15 protein-coding genes and 1 riboswitch are annotated in these 14785 nt (G+C 37.7%); of the genes, 3 read left to right on the forward strand and 12 right to left on the reverse strand.

Annotation, left to right across the window (positions count from 1 at the left end; genetic code table 11):
- Positions 1 to 61: 61 nt before the first annotated feature.
- The gene (locus tag PZ898_RS13540) at positions 62 to 2290 is read left to right on the forward strand and encodes a TonB-dependent receptor (RefSeq protein WP_277693552.1); all 2229 of its coding nucleotides are present in this window, start codon (positions 62 to 64) and stop codon (positions 2288 to 2290) included.
- A gap of 111 nt (positions 2291 to 2401) precedes the next feature.
- On the opposite strand, the gene PZ898_RS13545 is transcribed toward PZ898_RS13540, so the two are convergent.
- The 12 genes from PZ898_RS13545 to PZ898_RS13600 all read right to left on the reverse strand — a co-directional run bounded on the left by PZ898_RS13545 (position 2402) and on the right by PZ898_RS13600 (position 11981).
- Complete coding sequence (locus PZ898_RS13545) at positions 2402 to 3112, reverse strand: HesA/MoeB/ThiF family protein (protein ID WP_123277647.1); 711 nt, start codon at positions 3110 to 3112, stop codon at positions 2402 to 2404.
- 141 nt (positions 3113 to 3253) lie between these two features.
- The gene (thiH, locus tag PZ898_RS13550; RefSeq protein WP_277693553.1) at positions 3254 to 4372 is read right to left on the reverse strand and encodes a 2-iminoacetate synthase ThiH; all 1119 of its coding nucleotides are present in this window, start codon (positions 4370 to 4372) and stop codon (positions 3254 to 3256) included.
- A gap of 9 nt (positions 4373 to 4381) precedes the next feature.
- Positions 4382 to 5158 carry a thiazole synthase gene (locus PZ898_RS13555; RefSeq protein ID WP_062676001.1) on the reverse strand — a complete coding sequence of 259 codons (777 nt, stop codon included), beginning with the start codon at positions 5156 to 5158 and terminating at the stop codon, positions 4382 to 4384.
- Positions 5155 to 5769, reverse strand: a complete 615-nt coding sequence (locus PZ898_RS13560) for a thiamine phosphate synthase (protein ID WP_123277645.1) — start codon at positions 5767 to 5769, stop codon at positions 5155 to 5157. Before PZ898_RS13560 ends, PZ898_RS13555 begins: the two co-directional genes overlap by 4 nt.
- Positions 5770 to 5774: 5 nt before the next feature.
- On the reverse strand, positions 5775 to 6512 hold the full coding sequence (locus PZ898_RS13565) for a hydroxymethylpyrimidine/phosphomethylpyrimidine kinase (RefSeq protein WP_277693554.1): 738 nt from the start codon (positions 6510 to 6512) through the stop codon (positions 5775 to 5777).
- On the reverse strand, positions 6488 to 7075 hold the full coding sequence (locus PZ898_RS13570; RefSeq protein ID WP_277693555.1) for a thiamine phosphate synthase: 588 nt from the start codon (positions 7073 to 7075) through the stop codon (positions 6488 to 6490). The genes PZ898_RS13565 and PZ898_RS13570 overlap by 25 nt, the downstream gene beginning before the upstream one ends.
- Positions 7072 to 8883: a phosphomethylpyrimidine synthase ThiC gene (gene thiC, locus PZ898_RS13575; protein WP_277693556.1), complete on the reverse strand. Its 1812-nt coding sequence runs from the start codon at positions 8881 to 8883 to the stop codon at positions 7072 to 7074. The genes PZ898_RS13570 and thiC overlap by 4 nt, the downstream gene beginning before the upstream one ends.
- Before the next feature lie 24 nt (positions 8884 to 8907).
- Positions 8908 to 9114 carry a sulfur carrier protein ThiS gene (gene thiS / locus PZ898_RS13580; protein WP_062676006.1) on the reverse strand — a complete coding sequence of 69 codons (207 nt, stop codon included), beginning with the start codon at positions 9112 to 9114 and terminating at the stop codon, positions 8908 to 8910.
- Between the two features lie 57 nt (positions 9115 to 9171).
- Positions 9172 to 9268: riboswitch (TPP riboswitch) on the reverse strand.
- A 116-nt stretch (positions 9269 to 9384) separates the two neighbouring features.
- Positions 9385 to 10062 (reverse strand): RluA family pseudouridine synthase, encoded by a 678-nt coding sequence (locus PZ898_RS13585; protein WP_277693557.1) that lies wholly within the window; start codon positions 10060 to 10062, stop codon positions 9385 to 9387.
- 11 nt (positions 10063 to 10073) lie between these two features.
- Positions 10074 to 10388 (reverse strand): hypothetical protein, encoded by a 315-nt coding sequence (locus tag PZ898_RS13590; RefSeq protein WP_047377337.1) that lies wholly within the window; start codon positions 10386 to 10388, stop codon positions 10074 to 10076.
- Positions 10389 to 10391: 3 nt separating this feature from the next.
- Entirely contained in the window at positions 10392 to 11207 is an 816-nt protein-coding gene (gene panB, locus PZ898_RS13595; protein ID WP_110009902.1) for a 3-methyl-2-oxobutanoate hydroxymethyltransferase, read from the reverse strand.
- A gap of 60 nt (positions 11208 to 11267) precedes the next feature.
- On the reverse strand, positions 11268 to 11981 hold the full coding sequence (locus PZ898_RS13600) for a Crp/Fnr family transcriptional regulator (RefSeq protein WP_034692595.1): 714 nt from the start codon (positions 11979 to 11981) through the stop codon (positions 11268 to 11270).
- 88 nt (positions 11982 to 12069) lie between these two features.
- Here PZ898_RS13600 and PZ898_RS13605 point away from each other — a divergent pair, with 88 nt between their 5' ends.
- On the forward strand, positions 12070 to 14448 hold the full coding sequence (locus tag PZ898_RS13605) for a heavy metal translocating P-type ATPase metal-binding domain-containing protein (RefSeq protein WP_277693558.1): 2379 nt from the start codon (positions 12070 to 12072) through the stop codon (positions 14446 to 14448).
- Positions 14449 to 14557: 109 nt separating this feature from the next.
- Positions 14558 to 14770, forward strand: a complete 213-nt coding sequence (ccoS, locus tag PZ898_RS13610; RefSeq protein WP_062676009.1) for a cbb3-type cytochrome oxidase assembly protein CcoS — start codon at positions 14558 to 14560, stop codon at positions 14768 to 14770.
- Positions 14771 to 14785 lie beyond the last annotated feature (15 nt).

Below are 14785 nucleotides of genomic sequence, written 5' to 3' on the forward strand. Positions count from 1 at the left end.
ACTGTGCTGACTGTAACAAAATTTATTTTTCATCGTCTAACCGAATAGTAGTAAAAACATTATGAAAAAAACTATATTCGCTTTATCTCTGGTAAGTTCTATGCTGGTTTTCTCTCAGGAAAAGACCAATAGCACTCCTAAAGAGAAACAAATTGAAGGTGTAGTGATCACCAAAACTAAAAAAGCCGTTGAACAAAAGGCTGACCGTACTATTTTTGATTTTTCTGAACAACCTCAGCTCAATAACGGAAACGTTCTGGAAGGAATTAAAAAACTTCCCGGGCTTGTATCTACAGACATCGCAGGGATGATGTATCAGGGAAAAATGCTGGAAGTATATCTTAACGGAAGACCGTTGAACATTACGTCCAATGAACTGAACTCCTTCCTGGAAGGAATGCCTGCCAATTCTGTAGAAAGGATTGAAGTGATTACTCAGCCTGGTGCTGAGTTTCCGGCCACTTCCGGAGGTGCAATTATGAATATCATCACCAACAAAAACGCTAATAAATATTTAACTGCTACCTATTCTGGAAATTATTCTTTCACGAATTATGATAAATTCAGAAGCAGAACCACAAACTCTGTTAACTTAAACGCCAGAAATAAATATTTTGGGTGGCAGCTGAATGTGGGGCAAAATTACCGTGAAAGTATGCTGAATGGCCAGCAGGATGAGCTTCTAACAAGCCATACCGATCGATATGCACGCGGATATTTTGCAAAATCCGGATTGACTTTTGATTTAGGACAGGACAGATTATTATTGAACTACGATATTTATCACAACAATAATGATAACTATACTTTAAGTGACGGACATGGAGATCTACCGTTCAAGAGAAACCCGAAGGATTTAAGAGAAGCTTTTTACACTTCTTCGGATGTTGCCCATACCAATACTTTAAGACAGGAAGCCGTGGTAACGTATCAGAAACGTTTTGCTGACAAATCTCAAAAACTTGATTTCCAGTTTGGGTATACAAAATCAGACAGCAAGTTTTCTCAGGATAATTATTTTCAGGATGGAACATTTGTAAACTATCCCAATGAACCTCTTGATAGCCCTACCAACGGATTAAAAGATATTCTGAACAATAAATCTGTGATGAATATCGCGAACCTGAAAGTAGATTATGCACAGCCAATCAAACTTCTTGATGGCGGAAAGGTAAGTTTTGGTGGGTTATATGAAAGACAGGATTATGATACGAAAAGTTTTGGCCTGACCAATCTGGAATATCAAAGACAGACAGCTTCTACCTACTTAGAGTTTCAGGCTAAATTGAAAAAATTTGATTTCACATTAGGTTCCCGTGCTGAGAACTATGATATTTCCGGAGTAACAAGATATTTTGATAAAGATGCAAAACTGGTAGAGGCTAATTTAATTCCTTTCAATAAGTTTAAATTTTTCCCTAATGCAAGCGTGCAGTATAACATGATGAATCAGGTTTATATTGCCGCGAATTACAACAGAAAAATCAGTCTGCCGAGTATTTCTGCCCTTAACCCGAACAACGTGACGTTCTCAGGACCCAGTACAGAAGTAAACGGTAACCCGAATCTACAACCTACTATTTTTGATAATTATGAATTGAAAATTTCAGCTTTTGATTATGCATTTATCGGATATAGTGTAAGTTCGGCAAGCAATCAGGTGGCACAGATCATCCGAAAAGACGGAAGAAAACTCTACAACGAGCAGGTGAATATTTCAAATATGAAAATTCACAACTTCAACGTGGGATTGCCGGTTCCTTTTATGATTTTCAGTAAGCCTATGAGTGAGATTATGAAGTTTGATTTCAACCCTGATAAAATTAACTTCATGTACTTATATGCCGGTTATCAGAAACATGAAATTGACAATCTGAATAATAAAGGGTTCTGGATTTTCAATATCATGACGCAAATTCTTTTGCCTAAGGACATCAAAATGACAGCTAATTACAGCTATCTGACACCCAAAGCAGGATATTTCTACTTTACGGCAGAAAAACCGTTCAACAACTCGCTTGATATTACGCTGACGAAAAAGTTTATGAACAATCGTCTGACACTTTCTGTTTTTGCAAATGATATTTTCAACGGACAGATGATGCAGGTACGTTCTAATCCTCCATCAGGAACTCCTGTAATGATCAGCAGTAAATATGATACAAGAAATTTCGGACTTTCTATCAACTACAAAATTCCGACAAGAAATAAACTGGCAAAAGAGGATCCGAATATCCTTAACCAGACTAAAAAAGAGGATAACGGTGGCGTAATGCAGCAGGCACAATAATCCTTTCCAAGATAAATAAAAGAGGCAGTAATCATTTTACTGCCTCTTTCTATTGATATTAAAATGGTGTTATTTGGTAAAATATCAGTGATATTAGTGTTTACATTTACTTCAGAAATCTATCGTCTGAAATCTCCACTTCATCGTATCTACCAATGTCATTTGATTCACACTCACCGGAAGATCTATGATAATTTTTAATGCCTGAAGAGCCATCATGCTGCCTATCATTCCGGGAAGAGCTCCTAATACACCAAGACTGTCACAATCGGGCACATCCTCATCGAAAGGCGGTTCAGGGAAAATATCCCGTAAATTTTTACTTCCACTATGATTAAATACAGCAACCTGTCCTGAAAACCCTAAAATACTTCCATAAACCAAAGTCTTTTTCAGTTTCACGCAGGTATCATTTACCAGATATCTTGTTGAAAAGTTATCTGAGCCGTCAACAATAACATCATATTGAGACAGAATTACCTCTGCATTATTTTCATTGATTTTTTCTTCAATACCGATGAATGTAATCTGGTGATTGAGTTCTCCTACAAAGGTTTCAGCACTTTTCACTTTGGATAATCCTACTCTGTTTTCGGTATGGATAATCTGCCGGTTCAGATTATGAAGTTCAACCTCATCAAAATCTGCAACACCTAAAGTTCCTACTCCTGCAGCAGCCAGATATTGAATAACAGGACTTCCCAAACCTCCTGCCCCAATGACAAGAACTTTGGATGAACTTATTTTCTTTTGTCCTTCCAATCCTATTTCTTCAATAAATATCTGCCGGCTGTACCGTGAAAAATGATCTTCTTTTTTCATACTTTATGATAATTGAGCCATTAAGTTTCTTTAGCTTTTTTAGGAAAGTTAAGCTTCGCTTTAAAAAGATACTATCTAAAAAATCTCCGATTTTTATTAATTCAACTTCACTCCTTCAAAATCCTTAATGGCTTTAAAATTTCAAAATCCGTTATATACGGAATCCCAATCTTTCATCACAGGATCATAACCTGCTTTTTTAATCATGATTTTAATTTCATCCATACTTCGCTCGTCACTGGTTTCAAACTGTTCCAGAGATTCTTTATCCACCGCATATCCTCCGGGGTTTGTTTTTGAACCTGCACTCATAGCGGTTGCTCCCAGAGAAACAATATTATTCCTAAACACTTCACTTTCCCTGGTAGAAATGGAGATTTCAAGGTCTTCATTCCAGATTCTATACGCACAGATCAATTGAAGAAGATCTTTGTCCTCCATTATGAAATTAGGTTCAATAATCCCTTCTGCCGGTCTGAGTCTTGGAAAGGAAACAGAAAATTTACTTTTCCAGTATTGTTTCTGAAGATAATCAATGTGTAATGCATTAAAAAAACTGTCAACTCTCCAATCTTCAAGTCCAAGAAGAACTCCTAGTCCAATTTTATGAATTCCTGCTCTTCCTACCCTGTCGGGAGTTTCCAGACGGAAATGGAAGTTAGATTTTTTACCCTTTGGGTGATATTCTCTGTAAACATCCTGATGATAGGTTTCCTGATACACTAAAACGGAATATACTCCTTCCTCATGAAGCAACTTATATTCTTCTTCCAATAAGGGCTGAACTTCAATGGAAATGTTGGAAAAATGAGGCTTTAACTTACGGACAGCATTCTGAAAGTAAGGAACTCCTACTATTTTATTGGCTTCACCACTTACCAGCAGCACATGATTCACTCCCATTGATTTCAGAACAGATGCTTCAATCATCAGTTCCGTATCGGAGAGGGTTTTTCTTTTCAGATGATTATCAAGACTGAATCCGCAATAGGTGCAGATATTCTGACATTCATTACTGAGATACAGCGGTGCATACAGCTGAATGGTTTTTCCAAATCGTTTTTGGGTAAGCATCTGCGTCATTCCTGCCATAAGTTCCAGTTCCTGAGAGGCAGCTGGTGAAAGGAGATTCAGGAAATCGTCCAGAGTTTTATTTTTTTTCTGAAGACTGTATCTTACATCTGCCAGACTTACTTTTCCAAGCTTATTCTTCACCTCATCCCACTGATAGTTTTCAAAAACATCTTTAAAGCTTTTCATAAGTTTGATTTATTCAAATAAAAATGAAGTAAGCGGACTTGAAGCTTCGGCATGGTTGGCAATAGCTCCCAATCCAGATTCAAAGGCTCTTCTTCCTGCAATCACACCTTCTTTAAAAGCAACAGCCATATTCAACGGATTTCTGGCTACAGCAATGGCAGTATTCACCAAAACAGCATCTGCTCCCATTTCCATTGCTTTTGCAGCATCTGATGGTGCCCCGATTCCGGCATCTACCACTACAGGAACATTACTCTGACTGATGATTATTTCCAGAAAGTCCTGAGTTCTCAATCCTTTATTGGTTCCAATGGGTGCCCCCAACGGCATTACTACAGCTGTTCCGGCATCTTCAAGACGTTTGCATAAAACAGGATCGGCATGGATATAAGGCATGACAATAAATCCTAATTTAGCCAATTCTTCCGTGGCATATAGAGTTTCAATTGGATCGGGAAGTAAATATTTTGGATCCGGATGAATTTCCAGCTTTACCCAGTTTGTTTCCAGTGCTTCTCTGGCTAATTGAGCGGCCAATACGGCTTCTTTGGCGGTTCTTGCTCCGGAAGTATTAGGCAGAAGGTGAACGTTGGTTTCTTTTAATGAATCAAGCAGATCGTCCTCACTGGATTGGGCATCAATTCTTTTAAGCGCCATTGTCACCATAGTGGTTTCTGATGCGATAACAGACTGCACCATGTCTCTCATACTTCCGAATTTTCCTGTTCCTAAAAACAGTCTTGATTCAAAAGTTCTTCCTGCTATTTCTAATTTCTGATTGTTCATATCATTACTTTTTTTAGTTCGTTAATAATAGTCGGCTGCCTGGTAATAAGTCCGGATACAGCAACACCATAAATCCCGATTTCCTGTAACGGTAAAATATCTTCGAGAGTAACACTTCCGATGGCAAATATTTTGGGAACGTCTATTGATTTTTCTCCTAATCCATCAATGATAGCCTGGTAGCCTTCAAACCCCAGAACAGGGCTTAGTTTTTCTTTGGTTGTAGTAAATCTCAATGGTCCTAAACCGATATAATCACAAGATTCTTTGATTCTCTGAATGACATCTGAAAGGGTATTAGCCGTTCCTCCAATTATTTTATTTTCGTCTAAGATCAGTCTTGCTTCTTCAATGGCACTGTCGTTCAATCCTAAATGAACACCATCTGCATCTATTTCTTTGGCTATTTGTACATGGTCATTGATAATACAAACCGCCTGATATTCTGAACAAAGTTGTTTTGAAATTTCACAAAGATTGATTAATTCGTTTTCAGGAGCATTTTTCCATCGAACCTGTACCCATTTGATCCCGTTGTCTAATGCTTTCCGAATACAAAGTTCCTGTTCCTGCAGGGTATTTCCTTGTGATATGTATTGTAATTTTTCCATGTTTTCTATGAATGCGCTCCCAATAAAGAGGGATTGCTTTTTAAAAATTTTTCGATGTATCGTTTTCCGTTTCGGCATGCCTTCTCCATATTTTCGCCTTTCGCCAGTTCTGCAGTAATTGCTGAAGATAAAACACAGCCGGAACCATGTTTAGGAAAATAGATTGTATTGTCTTCGGACGGGAGTAAAAAAGTTTCTTTTTCGTTTTCAACTAAAATATCCGTTCCCAAATGATCTTTCCGGTGTCCTCCTTTGATCAGTAATGAGCATTGATTTGTATCCGCTAAAAGATTATCTCCTCTTAAAATGTGGTATTCGTTATAATTAGGAGTTATTAAACTAAGTTTATTAACCGTACTTTTTAATTGAGGAAGTGTTTCAAGGTTAAAAAATGTAAATTCAGAAGTACTTTTCAGAACGGGATCCCAAACTATTTTCACTTCAGGATTTCCTTTTTGAACTGTTTTTACAATCTTAGCCAGAAATTCGGCATCCTTCACTATTCCAATTTTCACTGCTGAAACGGAATAATTATCCATCAGCACCTGAATCGCTTCAGTTACTTCATCTATAGGCCGCCATTCTAAATTCAGGCATTTCGAAGCAGTTTGCAAGGTTAATGCGGTACACACTCCAAGCCCCATCACCTTTGATTGCTCAAAAGTTTTGCTATCTGATAATAAGCCTGCTCCGCCACTGGGATCGAAGCCTGCAATACTTATGACATAAGGACGTTCCTGCATTTTTTGAATACTTTTAAAGGTTCTTCACTTTCCCAGATTGCACCTAATAAAGCTGCTCCATCAGCATCTGAATCGAAAACTTCATGAATATTATCCTGATGAATTCCTCCAAGAGCAATCAATTTTACATCCGGATTGTTCCGATGTTTTATTTGTTCTTTAATGGTAGAATTCAATCCATATCCTTTTTTGGAGATACTTGGAAAGAACGGGCTTATGAAAGCATATTCCCATTCTTTTTCCAAAGTATTGTAGGTTTTAATATCATGTACAGAAGTTGAAATGGTATTTTCTTTCGCAAAAGACTTATACATTTCTTCCTGCCGATCAATCTCTCTGAAATGAAACCTTGAAATAGTAAATTCTTTCCCAAGGTCATAATACGTATGCAAAACCAGCTGTGTATAAAAAAATTCATCAATCTGAGTGATAAATTCAATCATTTCATTCCGGCTGATCCATGGTTTACGAATGTGAAGCAGATCAAGACCTTCCTGAAACATCTGATTAATGAAATCTGTCTCGTTCGGGACAATCAATTCAGGAGTAATGACCAGGATCATATATAAATTTCTTTCCCTTTTTCGATGAACTCCTGTGATTTATCAAGCATTCCTTGTTCTGCTGATTCACGAATTTCCTGTGTAATTTTCATGGAACAGAATTTCGGTCCGCACATGGAACAGAAATGGGCAATTTTTGCTCCTTCTGCAGGCAGTGTTTCATCATGATAAGCTCTTGCTGTCTCTGGATCTAATGAAAGATTGAACTGATCTTCCCATCTGAATTCAAATCTGGCTTTACTCAATGCATTGTCCCTGTACTGTGCTCCCGGATGACCTTTAGCCAAATCTGCAGCATGAGCCGCCAGCTTATAGGTTATTACTCCAACTTTTACATCGTCTTTATTCGGAAGCCCTAAATGTTCCTTCGGAGTTACATAGCAAAGCATCGCACATCCAAACCATCCGATCATGGCTGCACCGATTCCTGAAGTGATGTGATCATAGCCCGGTGCAATATCAGTGGTCAATGGGCCTAAGGTATAAAACGGAGCTTCATGGCATTCTTCCAATTGCTTTTCCATATTTTCTTTGATCATGTGCATTGGTACATGCCCAGGTCCTTCAATCATTACCTGTACATTATGTTTCCAGGCAATTTTAGTGAGTTCACCTAAAGTTTCCAGTTCTGCAAACTGCGCTGCATCATTGGCATCTGCAATAGATCCCGGACGAAGACCGTCTCCCAGAGAGAAAGCTACGTCGTATTTCTTCATGATTTCACAAATCTCCTCAAAATGGGTATACAGGAAACTTTCTTTATGATGAAATAAGCACCATTTTGCCATAATCGATCCTCCTCTGGATACAATTCCGGTTACTCTGTTGGCTGTCAGATGAATATATCTTAGTAAAACTCCTGCGTGGATGGTAAAATAAGAAACTCCCTGTTCAGCCTGTTCAATCAAAGTATCTCTGAAGATTTCCCATGTAAGATCTTCAGGAACACCTTTTACTTTTTCCAATGCCTGATAGATTGGAACGGTACCAATCGGAACCGGACTATTTCTGATGATCCATTCTCTTGTTTCGTGAATATTTTTACCGGTTGAAAGGTCCATAATGGTATCTGCTCCCCATCGGCAGGCCCATACTGCTTTTTCCACTTCTTCTTCAATACTGGATGAAACGGCACTGTTTCCGATATTCGCATTGATCTTTACCAGGAAATTTCTCCCGATAATCATCGGCTCGCTTTCCGGATGGTTGATGTTATTGGGAATAATAGCTCTTCCGGCAGCAATTTCGTCTCTTACAAATTCCGGGGTGATTTTACTTTTGGGAGTATTCGCCCCAAAGCTTTGTCCGGCATGCTGAAAAGCCATTTCTTTTGATACGGATTCAAGCTGCTCTATTCTTTGATTTTCTCTGATGGCAACATACTCCATTTCCGGAGTAATGATTCCCTGTTTGGCATAGTAAAGCTGTGTAACTTCTTTTCCTTGCTGTGCAACTTTAGGTTTATGATCATAGGAAAACCTCAATTCATCAAGACGAGGATCTGCCAAACGCGCTTTGCCGTATTCAGATGTAATTCCGTGTAAGATATTCACATCATTTCTATCCAGAATCCATTGTTCTCTGATTCTTGGAAGCCCTTTCTGAATGTCAATGACTGCATTTTCATCGGTATAAGGCCCCGAAGTGTCATAAATGGTTACCGGAACATTATGTTCAAAGCCGCCATTGGTCAATTTAGTGGGGCTAAGCTGTATTTCACGCATGGCTACATTGATAGGATGTAATTTTCCTTCAACATAGATTTTCTTTGAGTTCGGAAATGGCGAACATGTAATGGAGTGAGCCATAAGTATTGGTATTAAATATGAGAATTAACCGCCCTGAGTGGCAGTAATGATTAACACTGAATCGTTATTGTTTAGCATGGTTTCCGCCCAGACTGACAGCGGAATAATTCGGTTGTTGAGCGCTACAGCAATACCTTTTTTCTTTCCGGGTAACTCAATAGTCAGTAATGCTTCCAGGTTTGCAGGAAGTACATCAAATGTTTTTCGGGTGTGGTTGATTATAAGTTCCATTCCTAATAAATTAAATATACTTTAGGAATGGCCATTATTGTACAATAGAATGTACAGCAAAAGTCATCTACTTTTCCCTACGCTGGTATGATCCAGATCAGGTTCAAAGGGTAAAGTCTCAGTCTGTTGGTAACAGACACCCCTAAAGTTGGGAACGAAGTTAGACATTTTTTTAGAATGCGCAAAATCTGAAATGATAATATAGAAAAAGTCCATCTCAAAATTGAGACGGACTTTTATGTTTGCCTTTAATTAACTAAAAATCTTTAGTTATTCCTCACAAGCTCTCCAGATCGCATCATTCTGCGGCACGGGAGCTGTTATTTCAATATTTTCTTTGGTAACAGGATGAATAAACTCCAGCTTTCTGGCGTGAAGATTGATTCCTCCATCAGGATTGGAACGTGGTGCTCCGTATTTCAGATCACCCTTAATCGGAACTCCGGTCTTGGACAGCTGTGCTCTGATCTGATGATGCCTTCCGGTTTCAAGATCAATTTCAAGAAGGAGATAATTATCCAGTGTTTTGATCACATGATAGGTAAGAATAGCTTCTTTCACCCCTTCAGTAGCTTTCGGAAAGACAATAGCCTTATTATTTTTTTCATTTTTCTTTAAATAATGCACCAGTCTCTGGCTTTGCGGGATCATTTCTTTTCCTACAACTGCCCAATATGTTTTTTTCACTTCACGGTTTTTCACCATCTGCGTAAGACGAGAAAGTGCTTTGGAAGTTTTTGCATAGATCACCAGTCCTGAAGTTGGGCGGTCTATACGATGAACCAAGCCGAGAAAAACATTTCCCGGCTTAGCATCTCTTATTTTTATAAAGTTCTTGATGGATTCTAATAGTGATTCATCGCCGGTCTTATCGCCTTGTACAAGCTGACCCACCTTTTTATTAATCACCAGAAGATGGTTGTCTTCATATATAATCTGCTCCTTCATACTTGTTCCGTCTATCTTCTTCTGTTGGATAAAGACAGGATAATCCCTGCCAGAAGGCCTACTGTTTTAACAGCTGAAAGTTTTGAGCCTTCCGGAATAAACGCTCCGAATACACAGATAGCCGCTGCAGCATACATGGCATAAACAAAATTCTTATTGGTAAGCAATGGAGCCTGAATAAAAAAGCTTGCTCCAATCAGAACATAAAATACTTTTCTTGAAAGCAAATGATTAATTTCCGGGGAAAATAAATTAAACCATCCCACGGCCAGACAAATCAAAGCTGCAATAGATAATATTCCCTGAATAGATTGTTGGTTCTGCATGGATTAATAACTTTCGTTTTCGTTTGGAAATTCTACATTTTTCACATCTTTCACATATTGAGAAACGGCTCCTGTAATTTCTGTGTAAAGGTCAAGGTATCTTCTTAAGAATTTCGGGCTGAAACCTTTGTTCATTCCCACCATATCATGATACACCAAAACCTGTCCGTCACAATCTGCGCCAGCACCGATTCCGATGGTAGGAATAGAAATACTTTCAGTTACTTTCTTGGCTAAATCCGCAGGAATTTTTTCCAACACAATAGAAAAACAGCCAAGTTCTTCCAAAAGCTGAGCATCAGCAATCAGTTTTTCAGCTTCTGCTTCTTCTTTAGCTCTTACTTTATACGTTCCGAATTTATAAATGGACTGTGGCGTTAATCCCAAATGTCCCATTACAGGAATTCCGGCATTGATAATTTTTTTGATAGACTTGGAAATTTCTTTTCCACCTTCAATTTTTACAGCATGCGCCCCTCCTTCCTTCATCATTCTTACCGCAGACTCCAGTGCTTTTTCAGGATTACTCTGATAAGTTCCAAAAGGTAAATCCGCTACCACCAAAGCTCTGTCGGTTCCTCTTACCACACTTTGAGCATGATAAATCATTTGATCCAGCGTAATGGGTAATGTAGTTTCGAAACCAGCCATTACATTCGCTGCAGAGTCTCCAATCAAAATAGCATCTACTCCTCCTGCGTCTACCATCTTTGCCGTGGTAAAATCATAGGCTGTAAGCATTGTTATTTTCTCCTTGTCGAATTTCATTTTACGCAAGGTTTCAGTTGTAACTTTTTTAATTTCAGAGTGAACAGACATAATTTATCTATTTTTAAAAGTTAAAAAGTCGGCCTTGAGCCGACTTAAGTTTTTGTATGATTATAAAACTACGTGACCGAGTTTCATGAGTTTGTCGTGATTTAAGATCTTGATATTTCTTCCGTCCACTTCAATCAGGCTATCCTGTTTGAATTCCGAGATCAGGCGGATGGCACTTTCTGTAGCAGTACCGATGATATTAGCAATCTCTTCTCTCGTTAATGAGATCTTGATAAAGCCTTCAGGATCTACTCCCAGTTTCTGTTCCAGCAGCAAAAGAATTTCTGCCAGTCTTTCTCTTACCGTTTTTTGTGCAAGGAAAGTAATGGTATTGGAAGATTCTCCTAGTTCGTATGAGATTTTCTGAAGCATTACAAAAGACAATTGTGGGTCTACCTCCAAAAGATACATGAAAATATCTGCAGGTAAAAACACACATTCAATATCTGTCATTGCTTCTGCTTTGGCCTGGAAATTTTCCCCGCAAAGCAAAGAACGATAGCCGATGATATCTCCTTCTTTGATAAATCTTAAAATCTGATCTTTACCGAACGCTCCAGATTTCGAAAGTTTGGCAGCACCTTTTTCAAGGACAAACACTCCTTTTGGAGTTTCACCATCCTCGAAAATAGTATCATGTTTCTGAAAACTCAGTTTCTTTTTGCCATTAATGTATTTTTCAAAATCTGCGCTAGAAAGTCTTTCTTTAAATGATTTATCATTAAAAACTCTGGCGAACCTCTCTTCAATTGCTATCTGTTGTTCCTGCGGCATTTTATATGATATTTATCACAAAAATAGAACTTTTTAACGCGATAAACAAAAAAATTTGTTATAATTTTGTAGTTCAATATTTTATGGGGTGAGCGAGAACTGTTTTCATTGTGGTCAAGGTATAGAAAAAGAGAGAATTTTATTTGATGAAAAGACTTTCTGTTGTAACGGATGTAAGTCTGTTTACGAGATTCTAAATTTAAATCATTTAGGCAATTTCTATGAGCTTAATAAAGGAGCAGGAATTCGTCCGAATGATGAAAATTCTTCTCAATTTGATTACTTAGACACGCCAGAAATTTTTGAGAAAGTTACTGATTTCTCTGAAGGAAGCACCAGTCTTGTTACTTTCAAAATCCCCGTTATTCACTGTTCTTCCTGTATCTGGCTATTGGAAAGCCTTCATACATTAAATAAGCACATTAAATATTCGCAGGTAAACTTCACAAGGAAGACTTTGCAGATTTCATTCAACCATAACGATCTGAAATTAAGCGAACTCGCTAAATTCTTAACCAATCTAGGATACAAACCGGTAATCAGCCTTGAAACCGCTGATAAAAATGAAGATCATCTTGACAAATCTTTATTAGTAAAATTTGCCATTGCTGCCTTTGCTTTTGGTAACGGAATGTTCCTTGCCTTTCCGGAATATATTGGAGGGGAAGATTATTGGATGGAACATTACAGAGGTTTATTCAGAACTTTGATATTCCTGCTGGCAACACCTGTTGTATTTTATTCAGCTTCAGACTATTATAAATCCGCATGGTACGGTTTAAAAAATAAGATTGTCAATATTGACGTTCCGATTGTCTTAGGAATTTTTGTTCTGTACGGAAGAAGTATCTATGAAGTGGTAACAGATTATGGTCCAGGATATTTTGACACTCTTTGTGGACTTTTATTCTTTATGCTTCTCGGGAAAATTTTCCAGAAAAGGACGTACAGTGCACTATCCTATGACAGAGATTACAAATCCTTCTACCCGATTGCTGTAACCAAGGTAGATTTCGAAGGTAAACAGGATAATATTTTACTATCTGAAATAAAAGTGGGTGATAGAATTCTGGTTAGGAATCAGGAAATCATTCCGGTAGATGCTATTCTGATCAACGGAGAAGGTAATATCGACAACAGTTTCATTACCGGAGAAAGTGAAAGTATCAGCAAACAGCCTGGAGATAAGATTTTTGCCGGAGGTAAGCAGATAGGATCATCTTTAGAGCTCGAAGTGATTAAAAACGTAGATCAAAGTTATTTAACTCAGCTTTGGAATAAAGAGGCATTTAAAAAACACGAAACAGGTCTCGATACTCTTACGAATAACGTCAGCAAATATTTCACATTCATTATTTTAGGTATTGCTTTAGTCGCAGGAACTTATTGGTATTTTATTGATTTAAAAATTATGTTTCAGGTTATTTCTGCGATTCTGATTATTGCATGTCCTTGTGCACTTGCCTTGTCTGCTCCGTTCACTTTCGGTCACATTATGAGAATTTTAGGCCGAAATAAGTTTTACGTAAAAGATACTTTAACGATTGAAAAAATCGCGAAACTTGATACGATTGTTTTTGACAAAACAGGAACCATTACACACAGAAAGAAATCAAATATCAAATACGAAGGATCTGAGATCAACGAATTTGATTCACTGAACATTAAAACGTTATTAAAGAACTCCAATCACCCACTTTCAAAATCATTGTACGAATTCATTGAGGTGAACGATGAGTATTTCCCGGTAGAAAATTTCGTTGAAATCTCTGGAAAAGGATATGAAGCCTGTGTAAGAGGAAATCTGTATAAAATTGGTTCTGCCCGCTACAACAACCAGGAGCCTAAAAACCTTGAAACAGCAGTTTACATCAGCAAAAATGGAGAATATTTAGGTAAATTCATCTTCAAAAATGAATATCGTCCGAAGCTGAAAGAACTTTTCACAAAACTTACCAATTACAAAATATTCATCCTGAGTGGAGACAACTCCTCAGAAGAAAACCAGCTTAAAGAGCTTATTCCGAATTACAAAGGAATGGCCTTTAATCAAAGCCCGGAAGACAAACTAAATTACATCAAATCCCTTCAGGATCAGCACTTAAAAGTGGCAATGCTTGGAGACGGGCTTAATGATGCAGGAGCCTTAAAACAAAGTAATGTAGGAATCGCCATTGCTGATGATACGAACAGTTTTACTCCGTCTTCCGATGTCATTATGAATGGAGATAAAGTAGTTACTCTGGACAATTACCTGAACGTTTGTAAGGGTTCTATCACCATTGTGAAAATGACATTTATAATCAGTTTTCTGTACAATATTGTTGGTTTAAGTTACGCTGTTACAGGGCATATGCATCCGCTTTTCGCTGCAATCATCATGCCAATCAGTTCGATTACAGTGGTTACCTTTACTACACTTTCAACCTGGATTTTAGGTCGTAAATATTTCAAAAAACAGGCGTAAAAGCCCTTATTTAGACTGATTTTAAATTAGCTGAAATCGGCATTTCGTGATGAATGTCATTATTTTTCACTAAATTTGAACCCCGAAAATAGGTTAATTTTGTTGTCCAATGGATATTCTATATTTAATGATCCTCTGCAGTGTTTCTTTGGCTGCGATTTTCTTGGTCGTATTTATAGTGTATGCCCGAAAAGGACAGTTTGAAGATGATGAATCTCCGGCTGTCAGAATCCTTTTTGATGACGAAAAAGTCGAAGAAAAAGATGAAACCGGCAACAAAAATAAAGACGATAAAGAAATAGGAGAAAATAATAAAAATTGAGAAAAATAGTGAATA

Source organism: Chryseobacterium sp. WX (assembly GCF_029542485.1).
GTDB lineage: Bacteria > Bacteroidota > Bacteroidia > Flavobacteriales > Weeksellaceae > Chryseobacterium > Chryseobacterium cucumeris.